11 protein-coding genes are annotated in these 19,263 nt (G+C 55.9%); all 11 read left to right on the top strand.

The window, feature by feature from the left end; all coding sequences use genetic code 11:
• Window positions 1-86 precede the first annotated feature (86 nt).
• A complete protein-coding gene (locus tag WW58_RS12095) occupies window positions 87-1,385 on the top strand; it encodes a hypothetical protein (RefSeq protein WP_128804712.1) in 1,299 nt (432 codons plus the stop codon).
• Entirely contained in the window at window positions 1,385-6,568 is a 5,184-nt protein-coding gene (locus tag WW58_RS12090; protein WP_046437933.1) for a hypothetical protein, read from the top strand. The genes WW58_RS12095 and WW58_RS12090 overlap by 1 nt, the downstream gene beginning before the upstream one ends.
• Complete coding sequence (locus WW58_RS12085) at window positions 6,555-8,186, top strand: hypothetical protein (RefSeq protein ID WP_022198420.1); 1,632 nt, start codon at window positions 6,555-6,557, stop codon at window positions 8,184-8,186. The genes WW58_RS12090 and WW58_RS12085 overlap by 14 nt, the downstream gene beginning before the upstream one ends.
• A gap of 116 nt (window positions 8,187-8,302) precedes the next feature.
• The gene (locus WW58_RS13705) at window positions 8,303-9,166 is read left to right on the top strand and encodes a L,D-transpeptidase family protein (RefSeq protein ID WP_157738220.1); all 864 of its coding nucleotides are present in this window, start codon (window positions 8,303-8,305) and stop codon (window positions 9,164-9,166) included.
• The gene (locus tag WW58_RS12075) at window positions 9,144-9,785 is read left to right on the top strand and encodes a sugar O-acetyltransferase (protein ID WP_012419438.1); all 642 of its coding nucleotides are present in this window, start codon (window positions 9,144-9,146) and stop codon (window positions 9,783-9,785) included. Before WW58_RS13705 ends, WW58_RS12075 begins: the two co-directional genes overlap by 23 nt.
• A gap of 101 nt (window positions 9,786-9,886) precedes the next feature.
• Window positions 9,887-10,141 (top strand): 30S ribosomal protein S15, encoded by a 255-nt coding sequence (gene rpsO, locus WW58_RS12070; protein WP_022198419.1) that lies wholly within the window; start codon window positions 9,887-9,889, stop codon window positions 10,139-10,141.
• 880 nt (window positions 10,142-11,021) lie between these two features.
• Complete coding sequence (locus WW58_RS12065; protein ID WP_012419436.1) at window positions 11,022-13,166, top strand: polyribonucleotide nucleotidyltransferase; 2,145 nt, start codon at window positions 11,022-11,024, stop codon at window positions 13,164-13,166.
• 283 nt (window positions 13,167-13,449) lie between these two features.
• Complete coding sequence (locus tag WW58_RS12055; protein WP_012419435.1) at window positions 13,450-14,784, top strand: hemolysin family protein; 1,335 nt, start codon at window positions 13,450-13,452, stop codon at window positions 14,782-14,784.
• The gene (locus WW58_RS12050; protein ID WP_084042792.1) at window positions 14,781-16,106 is read left to right on the top strand and encodes a hemolysin family protein; all 1,326 of its coding nucleotides are present in this window, start codon (window positions 14,781-14,783) and stop codon (window positions 16,104-16,106) included. Before WW58_RS12055 ends, WW58_RS12050 begins: the two co-directional genes overlap by 4 nt.
• Window positions 16,107-16,200: 94 nt before the next feature.
• Complete coding sequence (locus WW58_RS12045; protein WP_161994070.1) at window positions 16,201-18,480, top strand: tetratricopeptide repeat protein; 2,280 nt, start codon at window positions 16,201-16,203, stop codon at window positions 18,478-18,480.
• A gap of 67 nt (window positions 18,481-18,547) precedes the next feature.
• Complete coding sequence (locus tag WW58_RS12040) at window positions 18,548-19,240, top strand: TlpA family protein disulfide reductase (protein WP_012419432.1); 693 nt, start codon at window positions 18,548-18,550, stop codon at window positions 19,238-19,240.
• The last annotated feature ends 23 nt before the right edge of the window (window positions 19,241-19,263 follow it).

Raw genomic sequence — 19,263 nt, 5'->3', positions numbered from 1 at the left:
TTTGGCAAGCGGCAAGTGCCGGACGGTGACGGTTTGGAATGGATGCCGTGCGTTCCATCCGCTCTTTAGCTTGGAAGCCGTTAAAGATGGCTATACGAATACAGGATTTTGGAATGTTGCATGTGGCTCCGGATTTGTCCGGCGTGATTCCGTTGAATGCTTTTGAAGCACAGGCCGCCAGTGTGCGGGATCTGGCGGCGGGCGTGATGGATGTGTCCGGAGTGGCGGGAACCGCGCTGAAGGAAATGCAGGAGGTGAGGGATGCCGGCCAATGGGCGCAGGCCCGTGACGGGATGTATCGTTTTGAACAGGACGTGATGCGGGAGCTGGAAGCCGGAGGGGATTCGGAACACCTTCAGGAGAGATGGAAGAAGGCGCTGTCAGAACGGCTTCCTTCCTATCTGCCTGCCCGTATGTCCGGCCCGGTTAGGGAGCGCGTGGCCATGGCGAGAGAGAATCTGGAGACTGCCGGGAGCATTTATTTGCAGAAGATGTCCCATCTGGGGCAGTTGGAGGAGGCGCGCCGGTATTGGGCCGGGGGGGTGGAGTCTGCCGTGGAGCAGGGAGAGGCCGCTCTGGCCGAACGCAGGATTAAGGAGGGCAGCGGAATATTTGTAACGGGAGAGGAGGCTTCCCGCATGGCGGAGGAAGCGCATTCCCGCGCAGCGCTGAACCGGGCGGTGGAGGAGGTCCGCCGTGATCCGGCGGCCGCTGTAAGCATCGTTTCCCGGCAGGAGAAGATGCCGGAAACTCCGGAGGAAAAGAAGGTGGCGGAAGAGGCTGCGGCAGCGTATGGGGAGTTGAAGCGGCGTTATGCGGATGCTCTGGCGGCCACCGTGTCCGGCGGCGGGTTGCTGCGGGATGACGGATTGGCGAATGCTGAAAAGCATGGCTTGATCAGTTCCGAGCAGCTAAGGCGTTATACGGCTTCCCGTGACCGGAGGCAGACGGCGGAATTTTCCGGTATCAGCATTCCGGAGGACGATATGCTGTTGTGCCGCATGACCTCGCTGATTGATGAGGATTGCGGAGGGGAGGAAGATGCTGACGCCCTGATAGAAGTGGCCACTTCAGGTTTGCCTGCCGTTCAGGTGGAAAGGCTTCTCCGGCGACGCGAGGTGATGTTGGGCATACCCCGCGAATTGCGCCGCGCTGCTTCCCGTCGCCTGTCCGCCATGTTTCGGAATGGCGCATGGGGGCCGCCTGAGGATGCCCGTGCGGCAGAGGAATGGAAGCGTGTCCAGACGGAATTGGCAGAGGCGGTGAAGAGGGCCCCGGAGCAGCCGGCTGCGGAGATGGAAAAGGTTTTTGAGAAAGAGAAACGCCTCCAGGATGCCGGCTGGGTGGGGTTTTCAGATATGAATAACGGAAAAGAAGGAAAGTGATGATGGAAGATAATGGAACCAGGGAACAGACAGGGGCGCTCCCGCTGGAAGGGAGTTTTCCGGAAGCGGTTCCCGGAACTGTGGGGGAAAGCCATATTCGGAAAGGGAACGCAGTGTTTTCCGTACCTTCCGGCACGGAAAAATTCCCGGAACGGGAGTCGGAAAGGGAAGAATATTGGAATAGCGTATTGACGGGGGATGTGATGACCATTCCGCGGGAAGTGAGGCTGAAAGCGGAGGCGATGTATCCGGAAGGGACGGCGGACCGGGAAAGAATTGCCGCGTGCGTCATGCAGTCCTGGGTGGCGGATTCTGGCGCGATTCCCCGTGAACGCATCCGGAGGGACTGGAAGAGTATCCGGGAACAGGTGGCGCGGCAGTATGGAGCGTCCGGCAAGTCTGATGACGAATTGTTCGTGGCAGTTTCCATGCACAATCAGGTACACCTTTCCCGGAGGGATGCTTTGTTTGAATTATACCAGGAAGAGTATGAACGTGCTCTGTCCGGTGGCGGAACGGTTCCTGACGAACGGGGAAGGGAAGCCATTTCCGCATGGCCGGAAGATTTGCAGGCTGTGGCGCGACAATTGAAAGGCAGGGCCGTATCCGATGCTCTGGATGACAGGAACCGTCTGGCGGATGCCGCCGGGATCATCCGCAAGGGATTGGAGGGGCTGGTAGCCAGTGAGGAGCCGGTGAAGGAAGGTTTTCCCGCCATACAGCTGAACCGGAAAGCCGTTGCCGGAGTTCCGGACGTCATACGCGCCGTGGATTGCCTGGCTTCCCTGGGGGATGGAGACCGTCAGAAGGTGTTCCGCATGATGGCTCCCTATTTGCGTTCCCGTCCCGCCTTTCGGGATGCCCTGGGGGGGGCGCTTAAACGCGGTGCGGCAGAGGTTGCGGAGAATGCGGCCCAGCTGGCCGTAAACGGCGCAGCATGGCTCCTGCCGGAGGGACGGGAAAAGGAGGCGCTGGACAATTATTCCCGGAGTTTTGAAGAACTGAGGAATTTTGCCAGGATGGAGTTTGCCCCGCTGCGTGGGGGAAAGGATTCCCCCTGGTTCCGGGAGATGCTGGTGGACATGGCCCAGCAGGGAGCGTCCACGGCTTTGGCGTTTTGCGGCCCTGCCGGGCTTGGCATGTTGATGGCGGGGGAGACGGGGCGCCATATGGCGGAGGCCCGGAGCATGAACCCGGACGGCGTGTTTGATGCCCAGATGGGGGGAGCTGTCGTCTCCGGCGGGGTGAATACCTTGCTTTCCTTCGGAATGACGAAACTGGGCCAGAAGATGTTGGGGCAGGGAATGCGGGCGTTCCGGGCCATGAGGCCCGCATCAGGGAATCCTGGTGCGTTTTTTCCCGGAATGGGAGCCGTTGCGGCGGATGCCGTGAAGATGGAGGCGGAAAATAAATTGATGGAGTTGACGCCCATGGTCGTTCAGGAAGGCGTGGGAGCTCTTACGAATAAGGCGTCCGGTGTGGACTGGGAGGGATGGAAAGCCAGACAGGCTTCCGCGGATGACCAGTTGAGGGAGGCCGTCATGATGATGCCTTTCCTGCTGATAGGCGCGGGAAAGGTCGCTCTGAACCATTTCCGCCATGCCGGAATGCTGCTTGGAGACGGTTCCCCTCTGAAAGTATTCGGAATTCCGGATGAAACGGTTTCCAGGATTTTGCAGGATAAGGATGTAAACCGTGCCGGGGAATTGTTGCAGAAGTCCCTGCGTAATTCTCCGCTGTGGGGGTCTTTGTACATTTCTAGGAAGGCTTTGGAGTGGTCTCGCGCCCTGGATGAAGCCGGAGAGCCTTTTTTGAAGACGGAACAGGATGTGAGAGATTTTTTGGATTTGCCTTCTCCTGTACGTACAAAGCCTTGGAAGATGCGGGATTTCCCCGAATCGGAAGCGGTGTTGAAAAAGCTTTTTCCTCATCCGGATTATGTTACGGCCAGAACCAAGTGGCTGTTGCGTGCCGGTCTGCCCCGCGTGGGTGAAGCCGCCGCAGCGGACGGGCAGCTTGTTTATGCGGCGGAACCGGCTCCCGGTGTGGAGATGAAGCGAACGCAGGGCCGGCCTTCCGTAGAGGAGGCTCTTTCTTCCTGGTATGAGACTCTGGGCCGTATGGAAGAGGAAGATTTGGGTCTGGTCCGGAACAGGAACGGACGGGAAATCCCATGGCGTTTAAGGAATGCGGAGGAATATGATATTCATGCGGATGCTTTGCGCCGAGCGTTTGTGGCGGACAGGCTGAAGAAGCGCTCCTATCGGCCGTACAGGATGTTGCTGCTGGCTTATCCGGAAGAGGCGGGACGCCGTGCGGGTTTTTCCGGCAGGGACTGGGACGCCGTTACGGAGGATATGGATCTGCGGACACGAGCCAATGTTTATGAAGGAGTGATGGAACGGGTACACGGCGTGCCGCATGAAGAGGCGTCCGGGCATGTGGCTTTTCGTTTATGGAAGTCGTTTTGCCGGGATGAAGGCGCCTGCGGCAGGGCGCGCCGGTGGCTGGAGGAAGGGAGTGCGTTGCTGAATGCTCCGGATTTGTTGTCTGAATCTTTTAATCCGGACGGCCTTCCCTCCGCCCTGGCCAGGATGAGCGGCATGATGGCTTCTCTTGGCGGAGAGGAACGCCATGGGGTAAGCCCTGAGCTGCGGGAGATGAACCGCATGGTATGGGGAATCCAGGCGGATGTGAACAGCCTGTACCACGTACTTCCCAACATGAAGGAATTTGACGTGCATGTGGGGCGCGGCTATACGCCCGTGGAGAGTTACGGGCGGTTGCTGGCCCGGTTTCTGGAGGTGGCGCCGGAGAACGTGGCCCGTTATGCCTCTGTGCTGGATGCTCCGCGGCTGCATGCCGGTCCGGAACAGGTTTCGCCGCGTATTTATCCGGGGACGCGGAAAGCGGTGGAGAGTCTTCTCCTGCTGACCCCGCGCCTGTTCCAGTCCTCACCCGGAGGGGAAGGGGCGGAAAGGCTGTGGAGAGTAAAGTATCCCAATGGAAGGTGGTCGGACTGGCATCCTTCTCGGGAGGCGGCGGAAGCGGACCTGATGGTCAATGTTTCCATGATGTTTTCTGCCGCCTGCTCGGCTAAGAGGGATTTGATCCGTAGCTGGGAATGGCATGCCCATAACGGGCGGCCGGAATGGGATACCAATTATCTGAGGCTGACCACCGGGTTGGAAAACGTGCAGGGGGGGCGGCTCCCCTGCCTGTATGACAGCCTGACGGCCATGGCGGTGGCGGATATGCTGAAAGCTGGTTACGGCGTGCGCGGAGCGGTGGGGTCCGGGGATCGTCTGGAGGTGACGGGCCGGGGGCGCCTTGCCGCTGAAACGCTGATGAGCCGTGATGCCCTGTTGGAGCGCATGAATATTCACGAAAAGTATGTGGGTTCCGTACAGAGGCTGGGCGTGGATGCGGATAATTTGCCCGTTTCCTCAGCCAAGGGGTTGGTAATGCACCGGCTGAGGCTTCATAATACGGCCAATCCCCTGGCTTTGATCGAAGACAAGGCGGAAGTCGTATGGGACCGGCTGATGCGCACGGATCAGCTTTCCCCGGAAGGCGCTTGGGAGATGTTGAAACATTTGGAACGTGTGCCGCGCCGCAGGAAGCTCCCAGGGGAAACGGAACTGATTGAAGAGTTGTCCCAGCTGTCCAAGGAGTATTTTTTTGCCCATCTGGATCATGACACCGTACCGGAAACGGTGGCTTCCTGGGCGCGTTACGGGGCCGCAATGCCTGACAGGGTTCCGGAACCTCTTGAGGAATTGGTGCGCCGGGCCGGATTGCTGAAGAAAACGCTGAGGGAGGATGCGGACACTGCCGAGTTTATGGGAATGCTCCGAGAGACGGTTGGTATGAATGAACGCATACGGGCGGAGCGTGCCTGGGATCCGGCCGGAGGGGAGGTCCGCCTCCCCATGGTGGAGCGGTACTCTCACAGCCTGATGTCCGGACGGCTGTTGTTTACCGTTCCGGATCACGTGAAAGAGGGACTGGTGCGTTCCCTGTCCGCGCTGGACGGATACGCGGGCGGTTCCGTACGCAGGATGGAGCGGCTGGCGGAAAGCCGCATGAGGGAACTGTCCCGGGCGCTTCAGGAGTTCCCCCAGCTGAATTCCTGGCGTCCGGATCCGGAACATCCCGGCCTGTACCTGCATTTGGTGAAAAAGCCGTTCCGGACCGGATTGGGACCTCTGCGCGCGAAGGATGTTTCCCTGGAGGCTTTGGGAGAACATCTTCCGGAACCCATTCTGGAAGCGCCCCTGTATGTGGAAGAAGATTTTTCCGTCAGGCGTGGCGTTCCCGCCCCTGCCGCCTGGCGTAGCCGTCCGGATGTGGTCCGGGCTGTGGAGACGCTGGATGCGGTGAGGCGGGATTTTGCAGGCCGACCGGAAGCTACGGAATCCGGGGTTAGTTGGAAAGGGAAGATTTACCGGATTGATTCCGGAGCGGCTCCCGGGGGGGTGACGTCTGTCTGGAACCGGGAACTCCCGTTGGATGAGGCCATTTCCCTGATTGGTGTTCTGGACCGCAGGCAGGAGGAACTGAGAGGCGGCATGCTTCCCTTTCTTCCTGAGCCGGAGGAAGCGCGCGCGATGTATGCCAACTGCGTGATTTACCGTGACCCGGACGACCCGGGGCATACCGTGCGCCTGATGCCGGGCATTCCGGAAAGTCCCGTACGGCAGGCACGCGCGCCCTACGTGGTACATGCATGGAACGGCGTTTATCTGGACAGCCGGGGAGCGCCTGCGGTGTCCGAACGGGATTCCTATATTCCGCTGGAGTGTTTTACGGGAGCCGGAGAGGAACCTTCCCCGGAAGATTCACGGGCGAGCCGTACCCGGTTCCTGGGTCGGATTTTGGAAACGCTGGGGGATGCGGATGCTCAGGAACGATGGTGGTGGAACAGAAGACAGGCTGTGGGATGCTTCATGGAGGATGTAATCAGGATGTATGAAGAACTGGGCGTACGTGAGAGTTATTTGAAAGGAAAACTTGATCTGCTTGATCCCGTGATGGTGCAGGCACTCCGGTTCGTTTCCCACGTGCTGAACGATCCACTGGCATACCGCCTTCCCCTGGACAAGGGGACGGAGGCCCAGAAGGGGATGACCAGGGAAGGAGCCCTGTTGAAAGAATTAATAGAGGAGTATGGAAAATTCTAATCATTTGACGGAATCATGGAGCCTGTCGTGGCAGTCCGTCCTGTCCAGCCAGCTTTGGAGGCTGGAACACCTGTACTGGATAGAAAATAAAGCCGGTCAGCTCCAGCGTTTTTCCCTGAACAGGGCGCAGAGGCGGCTGCATGAGCGGCTGTGGTACAGGAATGACATCCTGAAGGCGCGCCAGTTGGGCATTTCTACGTATGTGGCCATGTTGATGCTGGATATGAGCCTGTTCCGGTCCAATTTTCATTGCGGAATCATTGATAAAAGCCTGCCGGACGCCCAGCAGAAACTGGCCAAGCTGCATTTTGCCTGGGACCATCTGGATTACGTGCCGCCCAACCCCTCTGCGATGGATGTGGCCCTGGCCCGGCTGGGAGAGAGAATCAAGAGCCTGTCCGGCGTGGAAAAAAAGGGGGAATGGCAACCCCGTACGTTGGCGCGCAGCCGCCTGGCTTTCTCCAATGGGAGCGATGTGCGGGTGGGGACTAATCTGCGAGGGGGAACCATGCAGTTTCTCCATGTTTCCGAGCTGGCGTATGTTTCCGTGCATGCTCCGTGGAGAGCCAGGGAAATCCGTACGGGGGCAATCAATACAGTTCCCCCCGGAGGTTTTATTCTGAAGGAAAGCACTCATGAGGGCGGACGGTACGGAGTGAATTATGAACTGACGCGCCAGGCCATGGAAAACATGGGCAAAAGCGAGCTTTCCCCCTTGGATTTCAGATTCTTTTTTTTCAGCTGGTTTGACCAGGATGAGTACACTTTGCCGGGGCGCGGCAGATGGAGCAGGGAACTGGATGAGTATTTCCTTTCTCTGGAACGGGAGACCGGAGTGGTTCTGGATGCGGGGCAGAAGAGATGGTATGCCCGGATGGCCCGGGTGATGGGCGCCTCCATGAAGCAGGAGTATCCGGGAACGCCGCAGGAGGCTTTTGCTACAGGGGAAGAAGGCAGTATTTACGGCAGCCGTATCATGGCCCTGCGGGAGCGGGGGCGGGTAGGGGTGGAGTTTGAGGCTGATCCGGACGCTCCCACTTTCACGGCATGGGATCTGGGGCTGAGTGACCATACGGCCATTTGGCTTGTGCAGATCATGGGAGACAGTTTCCACTGGCTGGACCATTATGCCGCCAGCCAGCAGCCCCTGGCCCATTACGTTGAAAAAATGAAGGACTGGGAGAAAAATCATGGTGTGGCGGTAACATTCCATCTTTTGCCTCATGATGCTGCACGGAGGGATGCGCACGGCATTTCTTATGTGGAGAATATGGGGAGGCTGGGATTGGTGAATGTGCGCGTCGTCCCCAGAACCACGGATGTCTGGCGTGGCATTAATACGCTGAGGGAATTGCTGGAGCGCAGTTTTTTCCATGCCCGCACCCAGGAAAAGGCGCGAGGCTTCTGTGGGGAAGAGGAGCCGGGAGGCGTGGAGCATCTGGAGTTGTACAGGTCCAGGCCTCCCGGCGTAGGCGGAGCCATTGCGGAAAGCCCCGTGCATGACGGGCATTCCCATACGGCGGATGCCGCACGAACCTTTGCGGAGGCTTGGTCCCATGGCCTGCTCCACGGAACCGGGAACGGCCGGGAGCGCGGCAGGCGCGCCCGGATGTGGTAACAGAGGGCAGGAGTAAAGGAAAAGAGATTTTTTTGATTGATAGTTGACAGTTTTGTCAAAAAGCGGTTCTTTTTTCCGGCCTCCAGCTGTCTAACGCAGTGATGCGACTTATTGAGATGAAATTATCCCTTTTCCATCCGTTGGTTTCCTGCCTGTGTGTTCCGTTTTTGTTTTCGTCCTGCGGTACCACGGGAAGGGAGCTTTCCCCTGTCCCCTCTTCCCATATTCCGGTAGAAGAAATGACGGGGTATTTTGAAGAAACGGGAACTATTCCGGGGCACCTGCTCAAGTGGGAAGATGATCCGTCGCTGCCCGGAAAGCTGCTGGTCGTAGTGGATAAGAAAAAGCAGATGATGTATATCTACCGGGGGACGCACCGCATTGCGTATGCCCCCATCAGTTCCGGAAGAAGTTCCGGCATGACGCCCTCCGGCTACTTCCTCATTGCTTCCAAGGAGGAAGACCATCATTCCTATTACGGTGCGTTTATTAACGCTGACGGAGAATTGCGGGATGGGGATATACGAAGGGATTCCCCCCGTCCCGGCGAGAGGTTTGAACCTGCCAAGATGCCCTATTTCATGAGAGTGAACGGGGCTGTAGGAATTCATGAAGGGTACTTGCCCGGTCATCCATCCTCCCATGGATGTATCCGTGTTCCCCACTTGATTGCGAAAAATCTCTTTGAAATAGCTCCCGTAGGAACCCGTGTGGTTGTCAGGGATGGAAACTGGAATATTCACGAGCTTCAACAAAAGCCGTCCGGAATGTTCCGGACGGTGCACAAGCCTGCTGCCCCGGTGGCTGGCGCAAATTCAGCTTCCTCTGGAAAGAAGGAACTTGTAAAATCGGAAACGTCCGTAAAAAAAGATGCCGCCGCCATGCCGTCTGTTGGAGAACAGAAAAACGGGCAGCTGCCTTTTTCTGAGGCGGACGCTGTGACCCCCTCTTCATCCAATGGCCTCGAAGGACTGGAATAACATGCTGTCCGGGCGTTTATATCATGCCCAGGATTCTGAATTGGCTGCCGCCCGGCTCAGGGCGCGCCGGCTTGTTTTCCGTTATAACCAGTCCGCTCCGGAAAATGAAAGCCTGCGCCGGGAATTGGCCCGGGAGCTTTTCGGCCAAATGGGAGAGGGGTGTTATCTGGAACCTCCGCTGCGTTGTGATTACGGCTCCAATATACGGCTGGGGGACCGCGTGTATGTCAATTTCAACCTCGTGGTGCTGGACTGCGCTGCCGTTACCATCGGCAATGACGTGCTGATAGGTCCCAACGTGGGCATTTATACTGCCGGGCATCCCGTAGACCCGGGGCTGAGACGGCAGGGGCTGGAATTTGCTCTGCCCATTACCATTGAGGATGGAGTATGGATAGGCGGTCATGCGGTGATTGCCCCGGGCGTGCGTATTGGGAGAAATTCCGTGATAGGCGCGGGCAGCGTGGTGACGAAGGACATCCCCGCCAATGTAGTGGCCGTGGGTAATCCCTGCCGTGTGGTTCGCCCCGTGACGGAAAAGGACCGCGAAGTCTGGGACACCGGGGAAAATGGAGAGGGGCCGCTTTCCCAGGGACCGAAGGCAAATTCCCCGGGATGACGAAATTTGAATTGCTTTTGGGGCTGGATGATGCATAGTTGGCGCCCTCACAGTGTCGATTAGCCGCTGCCACGAGCTAAATACATTCAAGGAAAACACTTATGAGTAACGAAATCAATTTGCAGGAATTCAAGATGCATGAAAAGGATTCCGGTAGTTCCAGCTACCAGATTGCCCGCCTGACCCAGCGCATCGCCCACCTGACCGAACACCTGAGCACGAATAAACATGATGTTTCTTCCCGCCGCGGGTTGTTGAAGATGGTGGCTTTGCGCCGCAAGCTTCTTGATTACGTCAAGCGTGAAGATCTGGCCCAGTACCAGAGTCTGATCCAGCGTCTTGGCCTTCGCCGCTAAAAGGCGGAGCATATTCCCGTTTGATTCGGCCGTTGCGGTTTTCCGCAGCGGCCGTTGTTTTTATGGGGGGGCTGGCATGGTAGCGTTGTCATGGAAGGGGGGCATGGCGGGTGACTGTGGATTTGTGTTTTGGTCAGGAGAGTTTGAAAGGCCTGTCTTTTTGTGAAAGAAGATATTCTGGAGTGTGGAGATTGTTTTTGTTGGCATGACTGCCCCTTTATTCCTGCGTAAATGTTTGCTGGGGACGGAAAGTCCGGTATTGCGGGTATGATGCAGCCGCGCAAAGAATAGGAAAATATGGATGAAAAAGCAGTGGGCGGCTGTTATGGGAGTCAGGCAGGAATACTCAGTCCGTCCTTAAATTCTGCATTTCCGCTCCTGTGAAGAAGGGAAGGCGGACGTTTCCGGATATTTTGCTTGGAGTAATGCATTTCAATCAGGAATGCGAAGAATATTGAATGGATGAAGGTGAGATGGGAAAAATACCTTTTCTCCCCATGCGGGTGGATATTTAAAGCCCTGGAAGGAAATGGACTGCTATGGTTATCAAACTATTTGCTTGCATTATCCTTGACAGGGATTATGCTCTCATTCGACGTTCGGGGATTCGTTTCCCGAAACGTTTCTGTCGGGCATGCCTTGAGAAATTTTCGGATTTTCACAGGCTGTCAAGCCGGTAAGACTGGGCCGGAGCGTTTGATCCATCTGGGATGCGCGTCCTGCCGCGTGGACAGTATTCTCCCTCTGTTTCTGGGAAAGGACTGTTGCGGATAACATCTTCCTGAGGCACTGCCCGTACCTGACGCCATTCAGGCTTCCCGCCCGGAGCCGGCCTGGATGGGCTGATGAGGCTGCGGGTGATTGAAAGACAAAAAATATAATGAGCATACATTCAGTTGAATGCAACGTTGGTACGAATCCTATCACGATTGAAACCGGCAAGATGGCCCGTTTGGCGGACGGTGCTGTTGTTGTCCGCAGCGGCGATACCGTCGTTCTTGTGACCGTGGTAAGCGCCACCAAAGTCAAGGAAGGGCAAACCTTCTTCCCCCTGTCCGTGGAGTACAAGGAAAAGGCCGCTGCGGCGGGTATGTTCCCCGGCGGCTATTTCAAACGCGAAGGGCGTCCCACGGAAAAGGAAATCCTGACGTGCCGCATGACGGACCGTCCCCTGCGCCCGATGTTCCCCAAGGGCTACTTCTACGATACGCAGGTAATTACGCTTCTGCTCTCCGCCGATGGTGAAAACGAACCGGACATCCTGAGCATTAACGGCGCTTCCGCCGCCTGTGTCGTTTCCGATCTTCCCTTTGCCGAACCCGTAGGGGCTGTGCGTGTGGGCCGTATTGACGGACAGTTTGTTATCAATCCGACCAACTCCCAGCGTGAACATAGTCAGCTGGATCTGGTATTTGCCGGCACGAAGGATCAGGTCATCATGATTGAAGGTTCCGCTAATGAACTGCCGGAAGAAGATTTTATCGCCGCTTTGCGTGTCGCCCAGGAGAACGTGAAGGTCATTTGCGAAAAGCAGGAAGAGCTCCGCGCCGTTTGCGGTAAGGAGAAGCGCGCTTATGAACTTTGCCTTGCCAAGCCGGAATTGCTGGAAATCGGCTATGAAATTGCCGGCGATCGTATTGAGGAAGCCATTTACGCCCCTTCCAAGGTGGAGCGTCAGAAAAAAGTGGGGGCCCTGCGTGACGAAGTGGAGGCCGCCATCAAGGAACGCCATCCGGAAGCTACTGACTTTGATGTGGAACAGGTTTTTGAATATATTCAGAAAAAGGCTTTCCGCATCTCCATCATGGAAAAGGACAAGCGGGCCGATGGCCGGGCTCTCAAGCAGCTGCGCCCTCTGACTGCGGAAGTCAATGTGCTGCCTCCTGTGGTGCACGGTTCCGCGATGTTCGCCCGCGGTGAAACGATGTCCCTTTGCCTGGCGACGCTCGCTCCGATGGAAGAACGCCAGTACATGGACAATTACACGGGCAGCGTGAATGAAAAGCGTTTCATCCTGCACTACAATTTCCCGCCTTTCTCCGTGGGAGACACCGGCCGTTTCGGCGGTCAGAACCGCCGGGAAATCGGCCACGGCGCTTTGGCGGAACGTTCCATCGCTCCGGTCGTGCCTGGCGAACAGGAATTCCCGTACGCCATTCGCGTCTCTTCTGAAATCATGGAATCCAACGGTTCCACCTCCATGGCTTCCGTCTGTGCGGGCACGATGTCTTTGCTGGCGGCCGGCGTGCCCCTCAAGCGCCCTGTAGCTGGTATTTCCGTGGGCCTGGTGACGGAACAGAATGACCAGCATGAAATCACCTCTTACAAAACTCTGCTGGATATCATCGGTTCCGAAGACTTTTACGGTGATATGGACTTCAAGCTCTGCGGCACGTCGGAAGGCGTGACAGGCTACCAGCTGGACCTCAAGCTGCCCGGCATTCCCCTCTCCATATTGGAGGAAGCCATTCACGTGGCGAAAGCCGGCCGCACGGATGTTCTGAAGGTCATGAATGAAGCCATTGCAGCTCCGGCCCAGATGAGCCCGAATGCTCCCCGTATTGAGACCACCAAAATTCCCGCCGACCGCATTGGCGAACTGATCGGCCCCGGCGGCAAGAATATTAAGGCTATTCAGGCCGAATCCGGCGCCGATATCAATATCGAGGAAGATGGCACCGTGCATATTTACGCCGCCAAGCAGGAAGGCCTGGACCGTGCTTTGGAATTGGTCACCCGCATGTTCAAGACCATTGAAATCGGGGAACTGTACACCGGTAAGATTGTTTCCACGACCACCTTTGGAGCGTTTATGGAAGTGCTGCCCGGCAAGGATGGCCTGATTCATATCTCCGAACTGGCCGAAGGCCGCACCGCCAAGACGGAGGACGTCGTGAGCGTCGGAGACGTGGTGACCGCCAAGTGCATTGGTATTGACGACAAGGGACGCGTGAAAATGTCCATACGTGCCGCTTTGCGAGATGCCAAGGCTGCCGAAGCAGAAGCCGCCGGCATTACGGAATAACGTTTTTCGTTGAGCCTTTAAACTCTCAGCCCCGTTTCCGGTTATTCCGGGAACGGGGCTTTCCGGTTGCTGGAAAGATGTTTTGCAGTTGCTTCAACTGCTTGCGTGATCGCCGGAATTTTTTTACCTGTGCCGGAAGGAGAAAGTTTGGAATGCTGGAAAGGGACGGGAGGAATGGAGCTCTTTCCGCATGGCAGATTTTTTTGTTTCCCGTTCTTGACAGGATTTTTTCGGTTCCTATGATGCGGATGCCCGTTGCGTTTTACGGACACCCCTGCCATACATGATTCTTTTTGTCACTTTCGTTATTCTTTTTCTGATTCTGGTCAACGCCTTTTATGTTGCAGCAGAATTCGCCGCAGTGAGCGTACGCCGCAACATGATCCGGGAAATGGCGGAGAACGGCAGCAGGGTGGCTGTTCATCTGCTTAAGATTTTGGAAAATACAAAAGAGCTGGACCGCTACATTGCGGCTTGCCAGTTCGGCATTACCATTTCCAGTCTGGTTCTGGGCGCATACGGACAGGTTGAACTGGCCGCCTATCTGTTCCCTCTGTTTGAGCGGTTTGGTGGGATGGACTCCGTAATGGCCAATTCTGCAGCCGCTCTTGTTGTACTGATAGGCTTGACGGTTTTTCAGGTAATTCTTGGAGAATTGATGCCCAAATCCCTGGCTCTTCAGTTTCCCAAGCAGGCGGCCTTGTATACTTATTATCCCATGCGATGGACACTGGCTTTCTTCGCATGGTTCATTGACTTTCTTAATGGAAGCGGTTTGTTGCTTCTTAAACTGTTCCGGCTCCCACCTGGCGGCCATCAGCACATCCACTCCCAGCAGGAGATTAATATGTTGCTGGATGAAAGTCACCAGGGCGGGATGTTGGAGGAAGATGAGCATGAACGGCTGCACAGCGCTTTGTCCCTGGCGGAACGAACGGTGGAACAAATTATGATTCCCCGTTTTCAGCTTGTTTGCCTGGATGTGGATGCCACACAGGAAGATATTTTGAATATGATCGCAGATAGGCCTCATACCCATATTCCCGTGTATGAAGGGAACCGTGAATCTGTCATTGGCATGCTGCATATTAAAGATATGGTATCCGCTTATGCGGAAAAGGGAATTCTGCCTCCTCTCCGTTCCATGCTGAGGCAGGTGCCATGCGTGATGGAAATGCAGACGGTAGAGATGCTGATGGCCCGTTTGCGGGAAGACAGGGCCAAGGAAGCCTTTGTTCTGGATGAATACGGTAAGTTTGTGGGGCTGGTGACGCTGGAACGTCTGCTGGGAGAAATGGTGGGAGATATAGATGAGGAATTCATCCGCTCCGGGGAAAAGGTGGAAACCCTTCCGGATGGTTCCGTGCGCATCCCCGGCATGATGCGTGCCCATAAGGCGGAATGCCTGGTACCCTTTTTGATGAATGGCGCCACTACTGTGGGCGGCTGCGTGATCAAGCACATGTCCTGCATTCCGAAGGATGGGGACCGCCTGATTATCGCCGGACGCGTGCTTGTGGTGGAAAAGATGGACCATAACCGTGTTTCCTCTATCCTGCTGCTGCCTCCGGAGAGAAAGGAAAATGAATTTGCCATGGAAAGCGGGGTGGATGCATGATGACGGTTTTCATTATTCTGTTGCTGATTGTGCTGAACGGCCTGTTTGTGGCTGCAGAATTTGCGTTGCTCGGCGCTCCGCGTGCGGCATTGGAGCAGATGGGTGTGTCCGGCAACATGGTGGCGCGCCGCGTTTCCCAGATATTGAAAACGCCCCGGTTACAGGACCGCTACATTGCTACGGCGCAGCTTGGCGTCACGTTCGCCAGTCTGGGGTTGGGTATGTACGGAGAGCATGCGGTAGCTGGATGGCTCCATGAATGGTTGGCGCAGTACGGCTGGGCTTCCTGGCTGGTGGCTCATGGCGCAGCCAGCATCCTGTCCGTGGCGGTGCTGACGTACCTGCATATTGTTCTTGGGGAAATGGTGCCCAAGGCGCTTTCCCTACAGTACGCCGCAAAGCTTTGCCTCATCATTGCGATGCCCATGTACGTGATCCAGCTATGTCTGTATCCGCTGGTAGTGGGTATGAATGCCCTGGGCAATTTCTTTCTGGGGTTGCTGGGTGTGGACCGTAATGAATCCAAGTCCCACTACCATTCTGCGGAAGAACTCCAGTATATTATTGAAGAGAGCCATGAGAACGGGGCGTTGCCGCAGGAATCCGGCCGCATCATGGACGGCTTGTTTGACCTGGATGATCTGTATGTACACCAGGTCATGACCCCGCGCGTCAGGATAGACGCCATTCCAGAAGGGGCGGAACATGAGCAGATACGGGAAATTGTGCGTCGCACTCGCCGTACGCGTTACCCTGTCTACCGCGGTGATCTGGACCATGTGGTGGGCATGGTGCATGCCCGCGATCTGTTCCGTATCATGTTCCGCAGAAAGGCTCTGACTCCTGAATACATTCATGCCATACCCAAGGTTCCCAAAACGGTGAAGTTTGACAATGTGGTGGAAATCATGAGGAAGGACAATGTGCGCCTTGCCATTATTCTGGATGAGCACGGGGGGACTTCCGGACTTTTGACCCTGACGGATGTTTTTTCCGAAGTAATGGGCTGGGACCGAGGCCGCATTAAAGTGCTGACGGAGTTGCCTAGGGATGCGGTGGGCTTCTCCTGTGACGTATCCGGTCTGGCACGCATTGAGGAATTGGGGGAGGCCATGGACATGGATTTGGAGGACGGGGAAATAGACACCGTAGGGGGCCTGATTCTTAATTTGCTGGAAGCTCCTGCGGAGAAAGGAGATACTGTCGGCTATAGAGGGCTGGAATTCAAGGTGACCCGGACGGAGAATGGCGGTGTGGAGCGCTGTACCGTGACCCGGATTACTACCCTGATGCGGGAAGAGGTCCTGGAAGAGGAGGAATAATCTGCCGTTTACGGACTGGGCATGTCAAGGACTGTGCTGCCTGATGTAAAAGTTCCTTGGTGGAGCGCGTATGATATGGCAGAATATTTCCGCCATGTCCGCCCCTGAATCTGCTGATGCCCCTGTGAACCGCCCTTCCATGAAGAAATGGGTGGTTCTCCTCGTTGTTCTTGGGGCTTTGATCGGACTGGGCACAATGGTGAAGGCCTGGATGGACAAACGTTCTGGAGCGGCAGCGCAGCCGGTTGTTTTTTCAGGAGGCAGTGAGCACTGGGACCAGAATGAGGTGCCTATTTCCATGCAGTGCGGAGCATGTCATGAAAAGGAATTCCGTCAGTGGGCCGGTTCAGACCATGCCTGGGCATTCCGCAAACTGGGAGATCAATGGGAATCTGAAGCGTTCCATAACATGAAGCTGGACGCTCATGGCAGCATTCTCCAATTCTCTACGAATGGTCACGGGCGCATGGTCCATGACGGTCAGTCTTCAACCTCCTGGCGCGCGGAATGGGCCACAGGGAGAATTCCCCTGGTGCAGTATCTGGTTCCTGCCAAGGACGGCGGTTTTCATACCTTGAGCGCTGCATGGGACGTGAACCGCAAAGAATGGTTTGATATTTTCGGCAAGGAGTCCCGCCAGCCGGGAGACTGGGGGCACTGGACAGGACGAGGCATGAATTGGAACACGCAGTGCGCGTGGTGCCACATGTCTTTGTTCCATAAGAATTATGATCCTGTTAAAGATCGGTATGCTTCTACCTGGACGGAACCCGGAGTGACTTGCATTCAATGCCACGGCCCCCTGCTGGACAAGCCGGAGGCGGGGACGGGTTGCATGATTTCCACCAGGAACAAGCTAACGCCACAGCAGATTCATGATAACTGCGCTTCCTGCCATGCCCGGAGGGATGAATTTGATCATGATTTTGCCGTAGGTGACCGCTTTGACAATCATTTCCAACTGGTGCTTCCCGTGCAGCCCGGCGTTTTCTGGCCCAATGGCATGCAAAGGGATGAGGATTATTGCGAGACTGGTCTGAGGTTAAGCCGTATGGGCAAGGCGGGAGTGACCTGTTTGGACTGTCATGATCCGCATACGGGAACACTGAAGCTTCCTCAAGAAGATAATACGCTCTGCTTGAGGTGTCACGGTACTGGAGAAGCGGTAAACGGCGTAAAAGCTCCCGTTATTGACATGGCTACGCATACGCCATGTCCTCAGTCCAGCATGGGTGCCCGGTGTGTGGAATGCCATATGCCGGAAAGCCTGTATATGGCTCGGGACCCCCGCAGGGATCATTCTTTCAATTCTCCTGATCCTTTGCTGAGCGTAGAGTTGGGGATTCCGAATGCCTGTACCATGTGCCACGAGGAAAAAAGCAATGAATGGGCTGCGGAGGCGGTAAAGAAATATTACGGAGCTAAACCCAAAATGGCGCAGTACAGGGAACGGACCAGGGCCGTTCAGCATGCCTACGAAGGAAAGGAAGATGTTTTGCCTCTGCTTATGGAATGTTTTAAGAGGGAGGAAGTGGGTGCATGGCGCGCTACGTTATTGGATTTGATGGATGCATGGGCTCATGAACCCGCCGTCCAGGAAGTGGCCGCGGCGGCGGTTAAGGACCCGGATCCTCTGACGCGAGCCGCCGCCGCCAAAGTGATGGGGCGAGTGGGTAATCCTGCTGCGGGCAAACTTCTTAATGATCCGTTCAGGGTCGTGCGCTTGCAGGCGGAATGGGCTCTCCGGGATTCCCTGCCTCCGGACAGTCCGGGAATGAAGGAGCTTACTGCTGCCGCTTTGCACCAGGCGGACCAGCCTTCCGGAGCTATGAAGCTGGCCCAGATAGCCATTAGCCGTAAGGATGTGAAAACTGCGGAATTGTGGTTTTCCAAAGCTTTGAAATGGGATGCCACTTCATCCGTGGTGCACCGTGATTATGCCGTTTTCCTGGCTTCTCAAGGCCGCAGCCGGGAGGCGGTGGATCAGATGCAAGAGGCTGTACGCCTGGCTCCCAGGGATGCCAATCTGTGGTATCTCCTGGGACTGGGCCAGATTGAAAATAATGATGAGTCGGGAGCTTTGGAATCCTTTAACGAAGCTTTAAAAATAGAGCCTTCCTTTATTCGTGCTTTGTTTAACCGTGCTCTGTTGAATGAAAAAGTGGGCCGGCTGGAGCAGGCTTTGCAGGATTTGGAAAACTGTTCTTCCCTGGAAAAGGGAAATGCGGATATTCCTTTCACTCTTGCGGTGATGCTTTACCGCAATGGGCGGTACCGTGAGGCCGCTGCCGCTGCCGCGGAAGCCCTGCGCCGCGACCCGGGACATGCCCGGGCCAGGCAAATTTTGGAATCAGCTTCTCGACATGGAAGATAAGAAATAGTATATTAGCATTATGTGTATGAAATTTTCATCTTGGTGTATCTTATTGGCATCCACATTCATGATGGGGTCCTCTCTCTGTTGGGCGGATTCTTCCGGAGTAGCGGATGATCCTTCCCTCCGCACCTGGACTAATAAAAATACGGGCAGTACGGTGGAAGCCCGTCCAGTAGCCCTGAATATGAAGACCGTCAAATTGGTGACGACGGCTAAAAAGCCCATTACGATGCCGCTGGAAAAGCTTTCCGATGAAGATCGCGCATGGCTGGAGGAACACAAGGAAGTTATCGGCAAGCCTATTGCAGAATGGTCGTCCATGCCGTCCGGCCCTGTGGCGGAGGAGATGAAGGGAAAGACTTACATGCTTGAAAACGGCAAACTTAAAAAGAGGGACGGGAAATTGAATCCCAAGCATTTCATTTTGTATTTCAGTGCAAGCTGGTGCGGTCCTTGCTGCCGGAATGCGCCTCACAGCGTGGAGGCCTATAACAGGGTGGTAAAGGATAATCCGGATGTGGAAGTAATCATGTGCAATCTGGACCAGAACCTGGATGCCGCCCAAAAATGGGCTGCTGCCAATAACATGCCATGGCCTATCCTGTTGAAAGAGGATTTGACGGAGCTTGCCAAGAAGGTAGCTCCACGCGGTATCCCTACCATGATTCTGGTGGACAAGGACGGCAAGCCTATTCAGTCCTCCCAAAACATGGAACAGTTGGTAAAAGCCATCGGCTCAAGCCGTTCTTCCCGCTAGGCGGCGCATTGTCTGATTGTTTA

It is taken from the genome of Akkermansia sp. UNK.MGS-1 (assembly GCF_000980515.1).
GTDB lineage: Bacteria > Verrucomicrobiota > Verrucomicrobiia > Verrucomicrobiales > Akkermansiaceae > Akkermansia > Akkermansia muciniphila.
This window is presented reverse-complemented; position numbering and strand designations above follow the sequence as displayed.